Here is a 17,539-nt window from a genome sequence, read left to right as displayed (position 1 = left end):
CTCCTGTCAGCCGTTTGGCCGTTTTGCCCTCGTTTGTGCCACGAAAAAACCCGAAAAAGTTGTTGATTTCCGGGACGGAAGCGACGACAGACGGCAACGTGGCTGATGGCCGATCAACCAGTACCACGGGGGTTCACGTGCACCGGTATCGGACGAAGTTCCGCGCCGCCCTTCTTGTCATCGCCGCCGCCGTCACCGCCGGCCCGGTCCCGCCGGCGTCCGCCGCACCGGCCGAACCGGCACTGCAGAGGATCCCGTTCGCCGACGCCGCCACCGCTCGCATCACCCGGCCGTTCAGCCTGCTCGGCGTCACCTGGGCCGACCCGACGGCCGCCGTCGACGGCACGATCCGGGTGCGCACCCGGACGCTCGGCACCGGCCGGTGGACGCCGTGGCAGGCGCTCGAGGCCGACGGCAGCACGACCGGCGACCGGCGCGGCGCGAGCGACCCGCTCTGGGTAGGCGCCTCCGACGCGGTCGAGGCGCACGTCGTCGGCGGCCGCCGGCCGCTGCCGGCCGGCCTGCGGGTGGATCTGATCAACCCGGACGCCGATGCGGCCGCGATCCGGCGCGCGGCCGCCGGCGACGATCCCGCCATGTCCCGGCGGGCCGAGAAGGGCGCGGTGCGGGTGCCGATGCCGGTCCGGCCGGTCCCCCGGATGGTGACCCGGGCCGGGTGGGGCGCCAACGAGGCGATCGTCAAGGTCGCACCCACCTACACCGGCCCGGTCCAGGTCTTCTTCGTGCACCACACGGCCAGCGGCAACGGCTACAGCTGCGCCGACTCGGCCTCGATCGTCCGGGGCATCCAGGCCTACCAGGTCCGCACCCGGGGCTGGGACGACATCGGCTACAACTTCCTGGTCGACAAGTGCGGCCGGATCTTCGAGGGCCGGGCCGGCGGCGTGAACCGGTCCGTGCTCGGCGCGCACACCCTCGGCTTCAACAGCAACGCCAGCGCGGTCGCGGTGATCGGCACGTTCAGCGGGGCCGGCGTCTCGCCCACGGTCCGCACCGCGATCGCCACGGTCGCCGCCTACAAGCTGGGCGCGGCCGGCAACCCGCCGAACGGCAAGGTGGTGATCACCTCGGGTGGCGGCAATCGCTATCCGGCCGGCACCAGGGCGGTGCTGTGGCGGATCTCCGGCCACCGCGACGCCGGGCAGACCGAGTGCCCCGGCAACGCGCTCTACCGGCAGCTGCCGGCGATCCGGGCGATCGCCGGGGCCGGCCCGGCCGGCCTGCGCTACCTGCGGATGCCCGGCGCGTCGAACTACCACACCACGCTCTACACGAAGGGCCTGATCCGCCCGCTCTGGAACGTGACCACGCCGAGTGCGCTGATCGCCCGGTTCGAGGTGTACGTGGACGGCAAGCTCGCCGTCGCCACGCCCGGCACGCACCGCACCACGACCCTGCGGGTGAGCCCCGGCGGGCACGTGGTGACGATCCGGGCGCTGCACCTGTCCGGCCGGGCCACCATGGTCGGCGCCAACGTCATCTCGGACGCCGTCGCCCCGGTCTTCAACTCCGGGCCGACCCTCGCGCTGCGGACCGGCGCCCTGAACGGCACGGTGCCGGTCCAGTTGCAGTGGACCGCGACCGACGTGAACGGCGTCGCCGCGGTGGCCATGACCCGGCCGTCGGCGGTCGACCTCGGCACCGCCGTGCACAGCCGCAACGGCGCGCTCGCCCCCGGCCGCCCGGCCACCTTCGCGCTGCGGGCGGCGGACCGAGCCGGCAACACCGTGGACGGGTCGGTCACCCGTACGCCCGTGGTCGTCTCGGAGGCCGCGGCCCAGCGGACCGGAACATGGCGCACCCTGAGCAACCCCGGCTATCTCGGCGGGGTCGCCCTCGGCGGCATCGCCGCCGGATCCGCCGCTACCTGGACCTTCACCGGAAACTCCGCGGCGATCGCGGTGAGCCGGGCGGCCCGGTCCGGGCAGCTGCGGATCTTCGTGGACGGCATCGACCAGGGCCTCATCGACCTCCGGTCGCCGCAGACTGTCTACCGCCAGGCGGTCTGGTCACGCTCCTGGCCCACCAGCGGTGCGCACACGGTACGGGTCGAGGTCGAGCGCCCGGGGGTCGTGCTGGACGGGCTGGTCGTGCTGCGATAGCCGCGGGTAGTCCTCGATCGTGATCGCGTCGGCCTTGCCGAACTGCTTGGCCAGCATCTGCTTCATCGGCCAGCGGTTCATCATCGCCATCGACAGCGCCCGCGCGCGGATCAGGATCGGGTTGTTCGGGGCGGACATGGCGATCCCGCCGGGCGGCAGTCGGGTGCCCTCGGCGACATAGTCGGCCATCTGTCGCTGATAGGCGGCAAAGGCCTCCTCGGGGCTCTTGCTCGCGGACAGTTCGCCCGCGAGGACATAGGCGCCGACCAGGCTCATGCTGGTGCCCATGCCGCCCAGCGGGGAACCGCAGTAACCGGCGTCGCCGAGCAGCACCACCCGGCCGCGCGCCCACTTCTCGACGTGCACCTGACTGACCTCGTCGAAGTAGAGGTCGTCGGCCTTCGGCAGGTCCGCCAGCAGCGACGGCACCCGCCAGCCGACGCCGGCGAACCGCTCGGTCAACAGCCGGATCTGCTCCTCGCGGGTCAGCCGGTCGAAGACCTCCCGGGTGCGGAAGCTGAGGCTGGCCTTCGCGGTGCCGCCGGCCTCGGGGCGGACCAGGACCGCTCGGCCGCCGGGCGCGTTGTACATCGTGCTCCAGTTACCGAGGTCGCCCGGGTCGGGCACGGTGAAGTACGAGCTGTAGCCGCCGAGCGGGCGGACGTAGTCGGTGTGCGGACCGAACGCGATCCGGCGGACTCCGGAACGGACGCCGTCGGCGCCGACCACGACGTCGAACTCTTCGCGGTGGCCGCCGGCGAACGTGACGTCCCGCCGGTCGATGGCCGTGATCCGGTCGCCGAAGCGATAGGTGACGTTCGGCGCGGTCGCGTCGTAAAGAACGCGGGCCAGGTCGCCGCGGGCGATCTCGATCTCGGCCACGATGCCCTCGCCGCCGAACATGTCGGCCGGCAGCGCCGCCATCCGGCGGCCACGCGCGTCGACCAGGGCGAAGCCGCGGTCGTCGATCTGCTTCTGCCGGATCGCCTCGCGCACGCCCATCTTCTCGATCACGCGGCGGGCCACGCCGCGCACGTCCACCGCGTGCCCGCCCGGACGCGGCGTCGCCGCCTTCTCCACCACTGTCACGTCGGCGCCCGCGCGGTGCAGCCAGAGCGCCAGCGCCGGACCGGCGATCCCCGCGCCGGAAATCAGAACCCGCATGTCCCCGTCCTCCTGCGTACTCCGTATATCGATGTACTAGCCAGGCTAGGACGCATGATTTAGGCTGGCAAACTGTACTAGTACGGTGCGTTGGGGAGCGGGAGGTGTACTAGTTTGGAAGCCCCATATCGGCGCATCGTCCAGGACATTCGCCGCCGCATCGAATCCGGCGAGCTGCGGCCCGGCGACCGGGTGCCGTCGGCGCGGGCCCTGGTGCGCGAGTGGAGTGTCGCGATCGCCACCGCGACCAAGGCGCACGCGGCGCTGCGCGAGGAGGGCCTGACCGTGGCCCGTCCCGGCGTCGGCACGGTGGTGGCCGGGCCGGCCCCGCGCCGCGACCACGAGCTGACCCGGGAAAAGATCATCGCGGCGGCCATCGACATCGCCGACACCGAGGGGATGGCCGAGCTGTCCATGCGGCGCATCGCGGCCACGCTGGGCGTCTCCACGATGTCGCTGTACCGGCACGTGCCCGGCAAGGACGACCTGACCCTCGCCATGATCGACACCGCGGTGGGCGAGTTGCCGCTGCCGGCCCGCCCGCCGCGCGGGTGGCGGGCCGCCCTCGAACTGGTCGCGCGGCTCGAGTGGACCGTGTTCCAGCGGCACCCGTGGCTGGCGCCGACGATGTCGATCACCCGGCCGCAGATGGCGCCGAACGCGATGCGGCTCAGCGAGTGGGTGATGGCCGCCTTCGACGGCACCGGCCTGCCGCTGGCCGACCGGATGTACATCCAGATCGTGACGTTCACGTTCGTCCGCGGCGTGGCCAGCGCGCTGGAGCCGGAGGCACAGGCGATCCGGGACAGCGGGCTGACCAACGACCAGTGGGTGGAAGCGCAGACCGGCCGGTTCCTGGCGGTGCTCGACGACCGTGCGATGCCGCACTTTCGCGAGCTGACCACGGAGGACTTCGACTTCGATCTGACCCTGCTCTTCGAGTTCGGCCTGGCCCGGCTGCTCGACGGCCTGGAGCCTTACGTGGTGGCCCGCCGATAGACGACGGTCTGCCAGGGCGCCATGGTCAGGCCGTTGGCGGGCAGGTTGGACAGCACCAACTCGGCGCCGGCCCAGCCGTCGATCTCGGCCTCCACCGTCTCGCCGGTGAAGTTGCCGATCACCAGCAGTTCCGTCTCGTTCAGCCGCCGGGTGTACGCGTACAGCCGCTCGTCGTTCGGCAGCAGCATGGTGAAGTCGCCGTCGACCACGGCCGGCTCCTCGTGCCGCAGCTTGATCAACTGGCGGTAGTAGTGGAAGACCGAGTCCGGATCGGCCCGCTCGGCCTTCGCGTTGATCTGCGGATAGTTCGGGTTGACCGCGAGCCACGGCGTGGTGGTGCTGAACCCGCCGTTCGGCGAGTCGTCCCACTGCATCGGGGTGCGCGCGTTGTCCCGGCCGCGAGCCCGCAGCACGGTCAGCACATCGGCGGCTTCCCGGCCCTCGATCTCGGTCGCCTGCCGGAACTGACCGAGCGCCTCGATGTCCCGGAAATCGGTGATGCTCGCGAACGGGTAGTTCGTCATGCCGAGCTCTTCGCCCTGGTAGACGTACGGCGTGCCGCGGTGCAGGTGCAGCACCGTGCCGAGCATCTTGGCCGAGGCGGCGCGGAACTCGGGGCTGTCGTCGCCGTAGCGGGAGACCACCCGCGGCTGGTCGTGGTTGTTCCAGTAGAGACTGTTCCAGCCCTCCTCGGCCAGGCCGGCCTGCCACCGCCCGAAGATCCCCTTCAGGACGGTGAGCTGGAGCGGGAAGATCCGCCACGGGTCGCCGCCGCGGTCCGCCCAGACGTGGTCGAACTGGAAGACCATGTCGACCTCCTGGCGGTCCTGGGCGGTGAAGCGGATCGCCTCGTCCACCGTCACGCCCGGCATCTCGCCGACGGTCAGCAGTCCCTCGCGGCCGGCGAAGACCTGCTCGTACATCTCGTGCAGGAACTCGTGGTTGCGCGGGCCGTTGATGTAGCCGGCCGACCCGTCCGCGTACGCCTGCCCGGCGGTGAGCCGGCCGTCCTCCAGCGGGAGCACCTTGGAGATCATGTTGATGACGTCCATCCGGAAGCCGTCCACGCCCCGGTCCAGCCACCAGCGCATCATCTCGTAGACCGCCGCGCGGACCTCCGGGTTCTCCCAGTTGAGATCGGGCTGCTTGGGCGAGAACAGGTGCAGGTAGTACTCGCCGGTCTCCTTGTCGTACTCCCAGGCCGGGCCGCCGAACGCGGACCCCCAGTTGGTCGGCTCGGCACCGGGCGTGCCCGCCTCCATGCCGTCCCGGGCGGGCCGCCACCAATACCAGTCGCGCTTCGGGTTGTCCTTGCTCGACCGGCTCTCGACGAACCAGGGGTGCTCGTCCGAGCTGTGGTTCACCACCAGGTCCATGATGAGCTTCAGGCCACGGGAATGCGCAGCGGTCATCAGCTCGTCGAACGTGGCCAGGTCGCCGAAGAGCGGGTCGATGTCCTGATAGTCGCTGATGTCGTAGCCGTTGTCGTCCTGCGGCGACTTGTGGATGGGGGACAGCCAGATGACGTCGACGCCCAACTCGGCCAGGTGGTCCAGATGGTCGATGATTCCCCGCAGGTCGCCCATGCCGTCGCCGTCGGCGTCCGCGAAGCTGCGCGGGTAGATCTGGTAAACGACCGCACTTTTCCACCAGAGATCCGTCATGCGTCTTCTCTAACACGAGAACGCCGACTTCACCGGGTCGGCATACTTACCCGGGGTTAACTCCCGAAAAGGGGTATTTGTCATGAGAGTTGCGCTGCTGGGGCCGATCGCCTGGCGTACGCCGCCACTGCACTACGGCCCGTGGGAACTGATCACCAGCCTCCTCGCCGAGGGACTGGCCGCACGCGGCATCGACGTCACCCTCTTCGCCACCCTGGACTCGGTCACCAAGGCCACCCTCGACGGCGTCATCCCCACCGGCTACGAGGAGAGCGCCCACGACGGCCGCGTCTGGGAGGCGCTGCACGTCTCCCACGCGCTGGCCCGCTCGGGCGAGTTCGACCTGGTGCACAACCATCTCGACTGGCTGCCGCTGGCCTTCTCGCAACATTGTGCGGCGCCGCTGCTCACCACCATCCACGGCTTCTCCGGGCCGAACATCCTGCCCGCCTATCGCCAGGCGCGGTCGCACTACGTCTCGATCTCGGACGCCGACCGCTCCCCCGACCTCACCTATGTCGCGACCGTGCATCACGGCATCGACCTTTCCGCGCTCCCGTTCTCCGCCGGCGGCGACGACCTCATCGCCTTCGGCCGGATCCACCCGGACAAAGGCACCGATCTGGCCATCGAGATCGCCCGCCGGGCCGGCCGCCGCCTGGTCATCTGCGGAATCGTCCAGGACGCCGACTTCTTCGCGCGGGACGTCGAACCGCACATCGACGGCGACCGGGTCGTCTATCTCGGCTCGGTCGGGCCGGACGATCGGGGGCGGATCCTCGGATCCGGGGCGGCACTGCTGCACCCGATCCGGTTCGCCGAGCCGTTCGGGCTCTCCGTGGTGGAATCGATGGCCTGCGGGACGCCGGTCATCGCGTACCGGAAGGGCTCGATGCCGGAAGTGGTCGACGAGGGCGTGACCGGACGTCTGGTCTCGGACGTGGACGAAGCGGTCGCCGCCGTCTCCTCTCTTTCCGGGATCGACCGGTCCGGCTGCGCCGCGCGTGCCCGGCAACGGTTCTCGGCCGACCGCATGGTCGACGACTACTTGGCGATTTACCGAAAAATCGTCAGGTGATTGGCCTTTCTTGTTAACGTCGCAATGTGAATTGCACGTTAAGCGGAGCAATTTCCCGGAGCACTGCAATGGTGCCTGCGCACGTGCGGTGAGTCGTGCTGCGGGGAGGCAGCCGCGGAACCAGAAAGGCCTGTCATGCCCGCCACCTATGGATTTCTGAGCACGTACCCGCCCACGCAATGCGGTTTGGCGACATTCAATGCCGCACTCGCGACCCAGCTCAATACGAGCAGTACCGCCGGTGTCGTGCGACTTCTCGCCAGCGACAACGTCAGCGGCGGAATCGAACTCGACCGGAGCGCCCCGCGCGTCGTGCACACCTGGCACACCGACAACACCGGCGGGTGGGCGGCGGCGGCCAACGCGCTCAACCGTTTCGACGTGGCGATCATCCAGCACGAGTACGGGATCTACCCCGGTGACGCCGGAGCCGAGGTGCTGCCGCTGCTGCGCGCCCTGAAGGTCCCGTCGATCGTCGTGCTGCACACCGTGCTCAGCCACCCCGACCCGCTCCAGCGGCAGGTCCTCGAACGCATCGCCGCCACCGCCGACGCCCTGGTCACCATGACCGACACCGCCCGGCAGCGGCTCGTCGCCGGCTACGACCTCGACCCCCGCAAGATCGCGGTGATCCCGCACGGCGCCGGCAGCCACGACGTCTCGGCCCCCCGCGAGGATCACGACCGGCCGCAGCTGCTCACCTGGGGTCTGCTCGGCCCGGGCAAGGGCATCGAATGGGCGCTGCGGGCCCTCGCGCTGCTCGGCGACCGCGACCCGGCGCCGGTCTATACCGTCGCCGGCCGCACCCATCCGAAGGTCCTGGAGCAGTTCGGGGACGCGTACCGGGACTCGCTCAAGGCCCTCGCCGCCGCGCTCGGCGTCACCGACGCCGTCCGCTGGCTCGACGTCTACCTCGACCAGGCCGAACTGTCCCGGCTGATCCGGTCCGCCGACGTGGTGGTACTGCCCTACGACTCGACCGAGCAGGTCACCTCCGGGGTGCTCATCGAGGCGGTCGGCGCCGGGGTGCCGGTGGTGGCGACCGAGTTCCCGCACGCGGTCGAACTGCTCGCCGACGGGCCCGGGCTTCTCGTACCCCATCAGGACCCGGAGGCCATGGCCTCCGCCGTCCGGCACCTGCTCGCCGAGCCCGGCCTGGCCGGGCGCCTCACCGGCCTCGCCGGTGGGCCGACGCTGCGCTGGCCCGCCGTCGCCGCGCGCTACCAGAACCTCGCCGGCCGCCTGCTGGCCGATCGCGCCCCGGTCGCGGCCTCGGCCGTGCCGGCATGACGGCGGGGTTGCGGCTGGTCCCACCGCCGATTCAGATCACCGACGCGCCCGCACCGAACTGGAACCACCTCGCCCGGCTCTCCGACGACACCGGCCTGCTCGAACACGCGCGCAACGCCATCGTGCGGCGCGAGCACGGCTACTGCGTCGACGACGTCGGCCGCGGACTGCTGGTGGCCAGCCGGGAGCACCGGCCGACCGCGCAGATCGTCGGTCTCGCCGAACGCTACCTGGCGTTTCTCACCCACGCGCAGGGTCCGGACGGCGCCTTCCGCAACCGGATGGGCTACGACCGGCGCTGGGCCGACGAGCCCGGCCTCGGCGACTGGTGGGGACGCGCGCTGTGGGGCCTGGGCACGGCGGCGGCGCGATCCACGGTGCCCTGGATCCGGCGCGAGGCCGGCGTCGCGTTCCGCTCGGGAGCGCGGCAACGCTCGGTCTGGCCCAGGGCGATGGCGTACGCCGGACTCGGTGCCGCCGAGGTGCTGCGCGCCGATCCGCGGGACAGCCAGGCGGCCTCGCTGCTCGCCGACGCGGCCACCGCCGTCGGGGTGCCCGGCCCCGACCCCGGCTGGGTGTGGCCCTCCGACGAGCTGACCTACGCCAACCCGACCATGGCCGAGGTGGTGATCGCGGCCGGTGACCTGCTGGGTGACGAGCCGCTGCTGCGCACCGGCCTGAAGATGCTCGCCTGGCTGTGCCGTGAGCAGGACAATTCCGGGCACCTGTCGGTGGTGCCGGTCGGCGGCTGGCGGGCCGACGTGCCCAAGCATCGCTTCGACCAGCAGCCCATCGAGGCCGCCGCGGTGGCCGACGCCTGCGCCGCGGCGTTGGCGGTCACCGGGGACGATCGGTGGGAGGAGCCCCTGTTCCGCGCGATCGCCTGGTTTCTCGGCGATAACGACACTCAAACTGTCATGTACGACCCCCTAACCGGCGGATGTTATGACGGATTAACGGCAGATGGTCCTAATGTGAACCAAGGAGCCGAATCCACCCTCGCGCTTGTGTCCACGCTGCAGCATGCCCGCACGCTGGCGACCCGAAGTGCGACCCGACCGTCAGGCGGCCTAGCGTGACCGCAACCATGAATACTCAGACGTACGTCACCCGCCACGAGATCGTCATGCAGCCGGACGCCCGGCGCGTGGTGATCAAGCTGTTCGTGCCCGGCGAGGACGAGCAGACCGTGCAGAACCGGGCCTCCAGCCTGATCGAGCGGATCCTGCAACTCGACGAGGCCGAGACCAGCCGCCTGCTCGACGACGTGCTGGCCCGGTTCGCCGGCCGGCACCACGACCTGCTGTCGACGTTCCAGCACAACTACGAGCTGGTGCAGCACCGGGTGCCGCCGGAGATCGAGCTGTCCCCGACGGCCCGCACCCTGATCGGGGCGTACTTCAGCCACGAGTACTCGGTCGAGGCGGCGGCGCTGTGCAACCCGTCGATGGTGGCCCACCCCGACCAGGAGGGCCTCGAAACCGGCGAGTTCCGGGTGGCGATCAGCCTGCGCCAGATCGGCGAGGGACACATCTCGTCGGTCGGGTTCTGCTCGGCGGTCATCGGACCGGGCGACCAGATCCGGCTCGAGGACCGCGGCGGCCCACTGGTGATCGGCCAGCGCGTCGGCGCCCAGCACTACCGCTTCCAGCTGTCGGCCGCCCTCATCGACGACGGCATCGACAACGAGGCCGCGGCGTACGTGGTGGCCACCCTGCCCGAGCGCTACACCGACGAGGAGTTCGAGGACGTCATCGGGCACGTGCCGGCCGAACTGCTCTCCCGGCCCACCACCCAGGAGACGGTGGACCGGATCCGGCACATCGTCTCCGAGGACTACGCGGTCTCGTTCCCGTGCGCGGCACCCCTGCACCAGCGGGTCATGTGGCCGACCACCCGGGCCGAGAGCAACGGCATGGAGGACGCCCGGTTCGTGCAGACCCTCGATCCGGACGGCCGGCTGGCCTACCAGGCCACCTACACCGCCTACGACGGCCGGCACATCTCCGGCCGGGTCATCTTCACCCGGGACCTGCGGCACTTCGACGTGTCCCGGCTGCACGGACCGGCCGCGCAGAACAAGGGCATGGCCCTGTTCCCGCGCTACGTCGGCGGGCAGAAGCTGGCGCTGTGCCGGTCCGACGGCGAGACGCTCGGCCTGAGCGTCCGCGACGAGCAGCACCGCTGGCAGCAGGCCGTCCCGCTGCTGGTGCCGCACCGGGGCTGGGACCTGATCCAGGTGGGCAACTGCGGTTCACCGCTGGAGACGGAACAGGGGTGGCTGGTCCTCACCCACGGGGTGGGCCCGATGCGCCGCTACTCGCTCGGCGCCATGCTGCTGGACCTGGAGAACCCCGAACGGGTGATCGCCGACCTGCCGGACGGCCTGCTCGACCCGGACGAGGTGGAGCGCGAGGGGTACGTGCCGAACGTCCTCTACTCCTGCGGCGGCCTGATCCAGGACGGCCGGCTGTGGCTGCCCTACGGGGCCAGCGACGTGCGGGTCGGTTTCGCCAGCGTCGACCTCGACCAGCTGATGAGCCGCATGGTGCCCACCGGGTACTGATCGCTGTCACGCACGTCCAGGGCCGCCCGACCCGTAGGTCCGGCGGCCCTGTTCGGCGTACCCATCAGGCCTTGTTGAAAATGCTCTTCGCCCAGAGGTAGGAAACCGCGGCGATCCCGGCACACCAGGCGATCGCGATGATGCCGTTGTGGCCGATCGGGGTGCCGAGGAGCAGCCCGCGGACGGTTTCCATGATCGGGGTGAAGGGCTGGTACTCGGCGAACCAGCGCAACACCGTGGGCATCGAGTCGGTCGGGACGAAGCCGCTGCCCAGGAACGGCAGCAGGAGCAGCGGCATCGGGGCGTTGCCGGCCGCCTCGGGGGTCGGCGACTTCAGTCCGAGAGCAACCGACAGCCAGCTGATCGCCAGCGCGAACAGCGTCAGCAGTCCGATGGTGGCCAGCCATTCGAGCGGGTTGGCGTTCGGCCGGAAGCCGATCGCCAGGGCGATCAGGATCAGGGCGGTCATGCTGAGCAACTGCTGGATGACGCTGCCGGCGACATGGCCGGTGAGGACCGAGGCCCGGGAGATCCGCATCGTCCGGAAGCGGGCGATGATCCCCTCGGTCATGTCGGTGGCCACCATGACCGCGGTTCCGGTCGCGGCCGTGGCCGCGGTCATCAGCAGGATGCCGGGGACGATGTAGTTGACGTAGCCGGCCCGCCCGCCCCCGATGCCGGCACCGAGCGCGCCGCCCAGCACGAAGACGAACAGCAGCAGGATGATGACCGGCGTGATGATCAGCTGCACGGTCATCGCCGGATATCGGATCAGGCGCTTGAGCTGGCGCCTGACCATGGTCGACGAGTCGCGGGTGGCGAAGGCAAGAGTGGTCATCGGGTGGCCTCTTTCTCTTTCTGCTGACCGGTCAGGGTCAGGAACACGTCGTCCAGGTCGGGGGTGTGCACGCTCATCGCGTCGATGTCGATGTCGTTCTGGTCCAGCCGGGCCAGCAGCTCGCGGATCGACCGGACGCCGCCGTCGCTCGGCACCTGCAGGGTGAGCGCCTCGGGGTCGGCGACCCCGGCCGGCAGCAGGCCGCGGGCCGCGTCGAGCAGGTGCGGGTCGGTGAAGGTGAGCTCGATGTGGCCGCCCGGGATGCGCCGCTTGAGTTCCTCGGCGGTGCCCTCGGCGATCAGCCGGCCGTGGTCGAGCAGGACGATCCGGTCGGCGAGCTGATCGGCCTCCTCCAGGTACTGCGTGGTGAGGAAGATGGTGACGCCGCCCGCCACCAGCTCCCGGACGATCCGCCACATCTCCCGCCGGCTGCGCGGGTCCAGGCCGGTGGTCGGCTCGTCCAGGAAGATCAGCCGAGGATCGCCGACCAGGGTCATCGCCAGGTCGAGCCGGCGTTGCATCCCGCCGGAGTAGGTCGAGGCCGGCTTGCGGGCCGCCTCGACCAGGTCGAAGCGTTCCAGCAGCTCGGCGGCCCGGCGCTTGCCGTCGGCCCGGGACAGGTGCTTCAGGTCGGCCATCAGGAGCAGGTTCTCCTCGCCGGTGAGCAGCTTGTCGACCGCCGAGTACTGGCCGGTCACGCCGATCGCGCCGCGCACGTCGTCCGGGTTCCCGGTCAGGTCGTGGCCGGCCACCCGGACGCTGCCGCCGTCGGCCGGGATCAGGGTGGACAGGATCTGGACGGTGGTGGTCTTGCCGGCCCCGTTGGGGCCGAGCAGGGCAAAAATCGTTCCTTCCGGTACGGCGAGGTCGATGCCGTCGAGCACCACCTTGTCGCCGTAGGACTTACGCAGCCCGTTCGCCGCGATCGCCAGGTTTGTCATGTCAGTGCTCCCGTTCGGCTGGGGGTCGCCGGCCGGTCGGCCGACCGGCGACCTCGGCGAGGCTTCAGAGGCTGCGGGCGGTGATGTCGCCGGCCGCGGTGGTCGCGTGAATGGTGAGTTCGGCATCGGCACCCTCGGTGTTCTTGAGCGAGTTGTGAATCCGGCCGTGCGAGGTGCCGGCGTCCAGTGAGGCCGAGACACCGGTGGCGGCGCCGACCGAGATCTCGCCGGCCTTGGTGCGCAGCACGACCGTGCCGCGGACCGCCTCGGCGATGTGGATGTCGCCCTTGCTGGTGCTGATCTCGGCGGGACCGGTTAGCCGGCCGACCTCGACGTCACCGGCCTGGGTGGCGAGGCGCGCGCTCGCGGCCTCGTCGATCTTGATCGGTCCGTGCGAGCTCTCGTAGGTGACGTCACCCAACCGGCCGACGGCCCGGAACTCGGCGCTGGCCGCCTTGGCCTCGACCCGGGAGCCGGCCGGCAGCTGAACCGTCACCTCGACGGCGCCGGACGGGCCGATGAGCTGGTGGCTCTTCGTGGTGGTGGCGACCCGCAGGACGCCGTCGGTGTAGTCGACCGTGGTCTGCTCGGCCAGCTTCACGTCGCGGCCCTTGGCAGCGTCCGCGGGCAGAACCTCGACCGTGGTGTCGGGCCGGTCGGCGGCGATGAACCGGACGCGTCCGGCCGGGATGTCGATGATGGCGGTGATCGGGGCGGTGGTTGCGAAGTCGTTTCTCATGTCGGAAACGCTACGTTGCATTCACTGTTCCCTCAAGGTAGTCGTTGCAAGTAAAAGATCTATGAGCAGTTCAGCTGCCACATATCGTTGCAACCGGATGCTTTCAATGCAACGGTAGCGCCTCATTGTGTTGCAATGATCTGGAAGCGAACGCTATGCTGGGCTCCTTCGAGGAGCGCAACGGAGGACTTGATGCCGGGAGGCAGACTCACCCAGCAGGAACGCCAGCAGATCGCGCTGGGCCTGGCCGACGGCCTCGCCTACGCGGAGATCGCCCGGCGCATCGACCGTCCGACCTCGACGGTCACGCGCGAGGTGATGCGGAACGGCGGTCCCACCGCCTACCGGGCCGAGCTGGCCCATCACGCCACCGAGCGCCGCACCCACCGGCGCAAGCAGGGCGCGGCCCGGGGCGGCCCGGCGGCGGCGCCGCTGGCGCATGGCCGCGACCCGGCGGCCATGCAGGAATACGAGGAGCTGTTCACCACCGCGCTGATCGCGGCGGGCACGCCCAAGATGATGGCCCGGGTGATGGCCTGCCTCTACACCACCGACGAGGGCAGCCTCAGCGCGTCCGAGCTGGTGCAGCGCCTGCGGGTCAGCCCCGCCTCGATCTCCAAGGCGGTCGCCTTCCTGGAGAGCCAGGGCCTGGTCCGCCGCGAACGCGACGAACGCCGCCGCGACCTCTACGTGGTCGACGACGACGTCTGGTACCAGGCGATGATCGCCAGCGCCCGGTCCAACGCCCAGATCATCGTGATCGCCCGGCAGGGCGTCGACATCCTCGGCCGCGACACCCCCGCCGCCGCCCGCCTGGAGAACATCGCCCGCTTCCTGGACTTCGTCAGCGAGAGCATCACCCGAGCCGCCGAGCTGGGCCGGGAGCTCCTGCACCCCAAATCCGAGACGGACCCCGCCTAGCGAGCCCGGAGAACCAGCACGGCCACCTGCACCCGGTTGGACAGGTCGAGCTTCGTGAAGATCCGGGTCATGTAGGCCTTCACCGTCGGCGTGCTCATCATCAGCTCACCGCCGATATCCTGGTTGGTGCGGCCATCGGCGATCAGCTCGGCGACGCTGCGCTCGCTGGGCGTCAGCTGCTCCAGGGCAGCCCGCGCCCGGTCCCGCGCCGGATCCTCGACGCCGGCCGCGGCCAGCCCCATCACCTGCCGCAACACCGACGACGTGAACATCGGCTCCCCCGCCGCGGCCCGGCAGATCGCCCGGGCGATGTCGGCCGGCGGCTCGTGCTTGAGCAGAAACCCGCACGCCCCGACCTGCATGGCCCGCCGCACGTGCTCGTCGGTGTCGAACGTGGTCAGCACGAGCACCTCGGGCGCATCCCGCCGCCGGCGCAGATCGGCCGTGGCGGTAAGCCCATCCATCCCCGGCATCCGAATATCCATCAACACGACCTCAGGCCGGAACGTGTTGACCGCCGAGGCCACCTCGGTGCCGTCCGAGACCGCCCCGACGATCTCGAGCTCGTCAAAGGTCCCCAGCATCATCACCAGCCCCTGCCGGACCATCGCATCGTCATCGACGATGAGCACCCGCACCGGCCGAACCACCCCACCCGCCGGCTCCCCCGCACCACGCTGGACCGCCCCGCCCCTCGGGCCAAGCGGATCGGCCCGCTCCCGGGCGCCACGCGGGTCCTCCCGCTCCCCGGCGCCACGCAGGTCCGCCCGCTCCGCCGGACCACGCACGTCCGCCCGCTCTCTCTGACGAAACAGGTCCGCCTCGTCCCCGGCACCACGCTGGACCGCCCGGTCCACCGCAGCGGTCCCGCCCGCCATCAGGTCTGCCACGGCAGCCAGGCCTTCACGTCGAACTCCCCGTCCGGGGTGGGCCCATGCTCCAGATCACCGCCGGCCAGCTGCACCCGCTCACGAAGCCCAGCCAACCCCGCTCCGGCCCCGGGAATCGCTCCGACCAGGGCCGCGCTGGGCGCCGCGCCACGCAGACCATCCGCGCCCGCACCGGGCAGACCGCCCGCGCCACGCAGACCACCCGCGCCACGCAGACCACCCGCGCCACGCAGACCACCCGCGCCACGCAGACCACCCGCGCCACGCAGACCGCCCCCGCCCTCGCCCTCGCCGGGCAAAGCGCTCGCGCTCGCGCCCGCGCCTGTGCGGGCGGAGCGGGTGGCGTCCGGGTGGTGCCAGCCGAGGTCGTTGGCCACGTGCACCGACATGCCCACTAGGTAGCGCACGTCGACGTTGACCCGGACCGGGGAGCCCGGCGCGTGCTTGAGCGCGTTGGTCAGCGCTTCCTGGATGACGCGGTAGGCATGCCGCCCAGTCTGGTCGGGCACCTCGCCGGACTCGTCATCCGCACCGGTGAGCGACAGGCTGACCTCGGCTCCGGCCTCGCGGGTCTGCTCGACCAGCGCCGGCACGTCGCCGAGCGTCGGCAGTGGGCGGTCGATCGCCGGTGTTCGCAACATGCCGAGCAGCGTCCGCAGATCTTCCAAGGCGTCGTGCGCACACTGCCGGACCACGTCGGCCGCCTGCCGCTCGTCGTCGGCGGCGTCGCGGCGCACCGACAGCGCCCCGGCATGGACTGCCAGCAGCGAGATGCGGTGGGCGAGCACGTCGTGCATCTCGCGCGCGATCTGTTCACGCTCGGCATGCCGGGCCTGCTCAATCCGCAGCCGCTGCCCCTCCTCGGCCTGCCGGACGCGATCGGCCCAGGAGGCGACCAGCTGCCGTTGCGCGCGGATCACCATGGCCACCGCGACCAGGCTGACGTGCAGCAGCACCAGGAAGGCGACGGACTCGTAATACTCCGGGGTCAGGCCCAGCACCAGTCCGTAGATCACCGCGGTAGCGGTGGCGTGCAGGGCGGCCAGCGTGATCGGGAACCTGGCCGGGCGGTGCAGTGCCACCGCGAACAGCGCGACCGGGGTGGCGCCCATCGGCATGCCGAGCAGGATGCCGATGGGAAGCAGGAACAGGGTCAGCGCCACCGGATGCCGGCGGCGGAACAACACCAGGCCGGTGAAGGACACCACCGCCGCGACGGCCTCGGCGGCGATCGGGGCGCCGTCGCTCTCCGACACCGCGTTGGCAACGAAGAAGAGCCCGAGCAGCATGGCAAGCGCTGCGAGAGAGATCTCCAGCAGCCAAGACCTGATCGACAGTCGCTGAGGCATGCCTCGACGCTACCGGCGGGCGGCCGGCGCGGGCAGTCGACTTTGGTCTATCGAGCATCGCCTTGAGTCGGTATCGCGACCGATCGGCACCGGCGGAAACTCGGACCCGTGTTCGAACAAACGACGATCGTGCCGACACCCCGATGGGTGCGGGTCCTCTCGTGGGTCGGCTTTCCCGTGGTCGGCGGCGCGCTGCTCCTGCTGATCGTGCGGGCGGCCTGGTGGCTTCCGCTGCCCGGCCCGTTCGCCCTGATCCGCACGTTGCCCGCGCCCGCGGCCGCGACAGTCGCGGTGGTCGTCGGAGTGCTGCTCGGTCTGGTGCTGGCCGCGCTCGCCGATCGCGAGTCCCTCACCGTCCGGATCAGCCCGGCCGAAGTGCTGCTCTCCCGTCCCGGTTCGTCGCGCAGTGTGCCCCGGGGCGAGGTGGCCGTCGCGTTCCCCGACCGCGACCAGTTGGTCCTGCTCGGCCGCACCGGCCGTGAGCTGGCCCGCGAGCCGTCCCACCTGTCCGCCGTCCGCCTGCGCACGGCCTTCACCGAGCGCGGCATCGCCTGGGCCGACCAGGACCCCTACCTGTCGGCATACCACCGCTGGGTGCCCGGCCTGCCCGAGCTGCCGGCCACCGCGCACGCGTTGTTCGCCGCCCGCCAGACGGCCCTCACCTCAGGTGACGAGAGAGACCAGCGCGAGCTGCGCGTCGAACTGGGCCGCCTCGGCTACGTGGTCCGCGACGACCACAAACGGCAGTATTGGCGCCAGGCCGATGGCTGACGTCCCCACAACGACCAGCCGACCGGAGCAGGTCCCGCCCGCGGCCGGCGCGGAGACGGGCAGCGCGGAGACGGCCGACGCGGAGACGGGCAGCCCGGAGACGGCCCGCGCAGAGACGGTCAGCACGGAGACGGGCGGCGCAGAGACGGCCCGCGCAGAGACGGGCGGCGCGGAGACGGTCAGCACGGAGACGGGCGGCGCGGAGA

16 protein-coding genes are annotated in these 17,539 nt (G+C 70.9%); 9 read left to right on the top strand and 7 right to left on the bottom strand.

Features of this window, described 5'->3' with window-relative positions:
- The first annotated feature begins 137 nt into the window (after positions 1-137).
- Positions 138-2,123 carry a peptidoglycan recognition protein family protein gene (locus Ato02nite_RS42140; RefSeq protein WP_213012320.1) on the top strand — a complete coding sequence of 662 codons (1,986 nt, stop codon included), beginning with the start codon at positions 138-140 and terminating at the stop codon, positions 2,121-2,123.
- Here the strand turns inward: Ato02nite_RS42140 and Ato02nite_RS42135 are convergent.
- Complete coding sequence (locus Ato02nite_RS42135) at positions 2,031-3,287, bottom strand: FAD-dependent monooxygenase (protein WP_213012319.1); 1,257 nt, start codon at positions 3,285-3,287, stop codon at positions 2,031-2,033. The genes Ato02nite_RS42140 and Ato02nite_RS42135 overlap by 93 nt on opposite strands.
- Before the next feature lie 114 nt (positions 3,288-3,401).
- Between Ato02nite_RS42135 and Ato02nite_RS42130 the strand changes: the two genes are divergently transcribed.
- Positions 3,402-4,286 carry a TetR/AcrR family transcriptional regulator C-terminal domain-containing protein gene (locus Ato02nite_RS42130; RefSeq protein ID WP_213012318.1) on the top strand — a complete coding sequence of 295 codons (885 nt, stop codon included), beginning with the start codon at positions 3,402-3,404 and terminating at the stop codon, positions 4,284-4,286.
- Here the strand turns inward: Ato02nite_RS42130 and Ato02nite_RS42125 are convergent.
- Complete coding sequence (locus Ato02nite_RS42125) at positions 4,265-5,950, bottom strand: glycoside hydrolase family 13 protein (RefSeq protein WP_213012317.1); 1,686 nt, start codon at positions 5,948-5,950, stop codon at positions 4,265-4,267. The two genes, Ato02nite_RS42130 and Ato02nite_RS42125, sit on opposite strands and share 22 nt — an antisense overlap.
- Before the next feature lie 82 nt (positions 5,951-6,032).
- On the opposite strand from Ato02nite_RS42125, the gene Ato02nite_RS42120 reads away from it, so the two are divergent.
- The 4 genes from Ato02nite_RS42120 (at position 6,033) to Ato02nite_RS42105 (ending at position 10,884) form a co-directional block, all read left to right on the top strand.
- Positions 6,033-7,028, top strand: coding sequence for a glycosyltransferase family 4 protein (locus Ato02nite_RS42120; RefSeq protein WP_213012316.1), 996 nt, complete (start codon positions 6,033-6,035; stop codon positions 7,026-7,028).
- A gap of 135 nt (positions 7,029-7,163) precedes the next feature.
- A complete protein-coding gene (locus Ato02nite_RS42115; RefSeq protein WP_213012315.1) occupies positions 7,164-8,318 on the top strand; it encodes a glycosyltransferase in 1,155 nt (384 codons plus the stop codon).
- Positions 8,315-9,397: a glycosyltransferase gene (locus Ato02nite_RS42110; RefSeq protein WP_213012314.1), complete on the top strand. Its 1,083-nt coding sequence runs from the start codon at positions 8,315-8,317 to the stop codon at positions 9,395-9,397. Before Ato02nite_RS42115 ends, Ato02nite_RS42110 begins: the two co-directional genes overlap by 4 nt.
- A gap of 8 nt (positions 9,398-9,405) precedes the next feature.
- Positions 9,406-10,884 carry a glycoside hydrolase family 130 protein gene (locus Ato02nite_RS42105; protein WP_213012313.1) on the top strand — a complete coding sequence of 493 codons (1,479 nt, stop codon included), beginning with the start codon at positions 9,406-9,408 and terminating at the stop codon, positions 10,882-10,884.
- A 64-nt stretch (positions 10,885-10,948) separates the two neighbouring features.
- Here Ato02nite_RS42105 and Ato02nite_RS42100 read toward each other — a convergent pair whose 3' ends face one another.
- The 3 genes from Ato02nite_RS42100 to Ato02nite_RS42090 form a co-directional block, all read right to left on the bottom strand.
- Positions 10,949-11,722 carry an ABC transporter permease gene (locus Ato02nite_RS42100; RefSeq protein ID WP_213012312.1) on the bottom strand — a complete coding sequence of 258 codons (774 nt, stop codon included), beginning with the start codon at positions 11,720-11,722 and terminating at the stop codon, positions 10,949-10,951.
- Complete coding sequence (locus Ato02nite_RS42095) at positions 11,719-12,663, bottom strand: ATP-binding cassette domain-containing protein (protein ID WP_213012311.1); 945 nt, start codon at positions 12,661-12,663, stop codon at positions 11,719-11,721. The genes Ato02nite_RS42100 and Ato02nite_RS42095 overlap by 4 nt, the downstream gene beginning before the upstream one ends.
- A gap of 64 nt (positions 12,664-12,727) precedes the next feature.
- Positions 12,728-13,402, bottom strand: coding sequence for a DUF4097 family beta strand repeat-containing protein (locus tag Ato02nite_RS42090; protein WP_213012310.1), 675 nt, complete (start codon positions 13,400-13,402; stop codon positions 12,728-12,730).
- A 192-nt stretch (positions 13,403-13,594) separates the two neighbouring features.
- On the opposite strand from Ato02nite_RS42090, the gene Ato02nite_RS42085 reads away from it, so the two are divergent.
- Complete coding sequence (locus Ato02nite_RS42085) at positions 13,595-14,323, top strand: GbsR/MarR family transcriptional regulator (protein WP_213012309.1); 729 nt, start codon at positions 13,595-13,597, stop codon at positions 14,321-14,323.
- Here the strand turns inward: Ato02nite_RS42085 and Ato02nite_RS42080 are convergent.
- The gene (locus Ato02nite_RS42080; protein ID WP_281419892.1) at positions 14,320-14,973 is read right to left on the bottom strand and encodes a response regulator transcription factor; all 654 of its coding nucleotides are present in this window, start codon (positions 14,971-14,973) and stop codon (positions 14,320-14,322) included. The two genes, Ato02nite_RS42085 and Ato02nite_RS42080, sit on opposite strands and share 4 nt — an antisense overlap.
- 227 nt (positions 14,974-15,200) lie before the next feature.
- A complete protein-coding gene (locus Ato02nite_RS52730) occupies positions 15,201-16,562 on the bottom strand; it encodes a sensor histidine kinase (RefSeq protein WP_213012308.1) in 1,362 nt (453 codons plus the stop codon).
- Positions 16,563-16,670: 108 nt separating this feature from the next.
- On the opposite strand from Ato02nite_RS52730, the gene Ato02nite_RS42070 reads away from it, so the two are divergent.
- Positions 16,671-17,333, top strand: coding sequence for a YqeB family protein (locus tag Ato02nite_RS42070; RefSeq protein WP_213012307.1), 663 nt, complete (start codon positions 16,671-16,673; stop codon positions 17,331-17,333).
- Positions 17,326-17,539: hypothetical protein (locus tag Ato02nite_RS42065; RefSeq protein ID WP_438873112.1), on the top strand; the 214-nt coding region annotated here is incomplete at its 3' end. The genes Ato02nite_RS42070 and Ato02nite_RS42065, both read left to right, overlap by 8 nt.

Origin of the sequence: Paractinoplanes toevensis, assembly GCF_018332695.1 — a bacterium.
GTDB classification, from domain to species: Bacteria; Actinomycetota; Actinomycetes; order Mycobacteriales; family Micromonosporaceae; genus Actinoplanes; species Actinoplanes toevensis.
The sequence above is the reverse complement of the archived record's forward strand: the minus strand, read 5'-3'. Positions and strand labels throughout refer to the sequence as shown.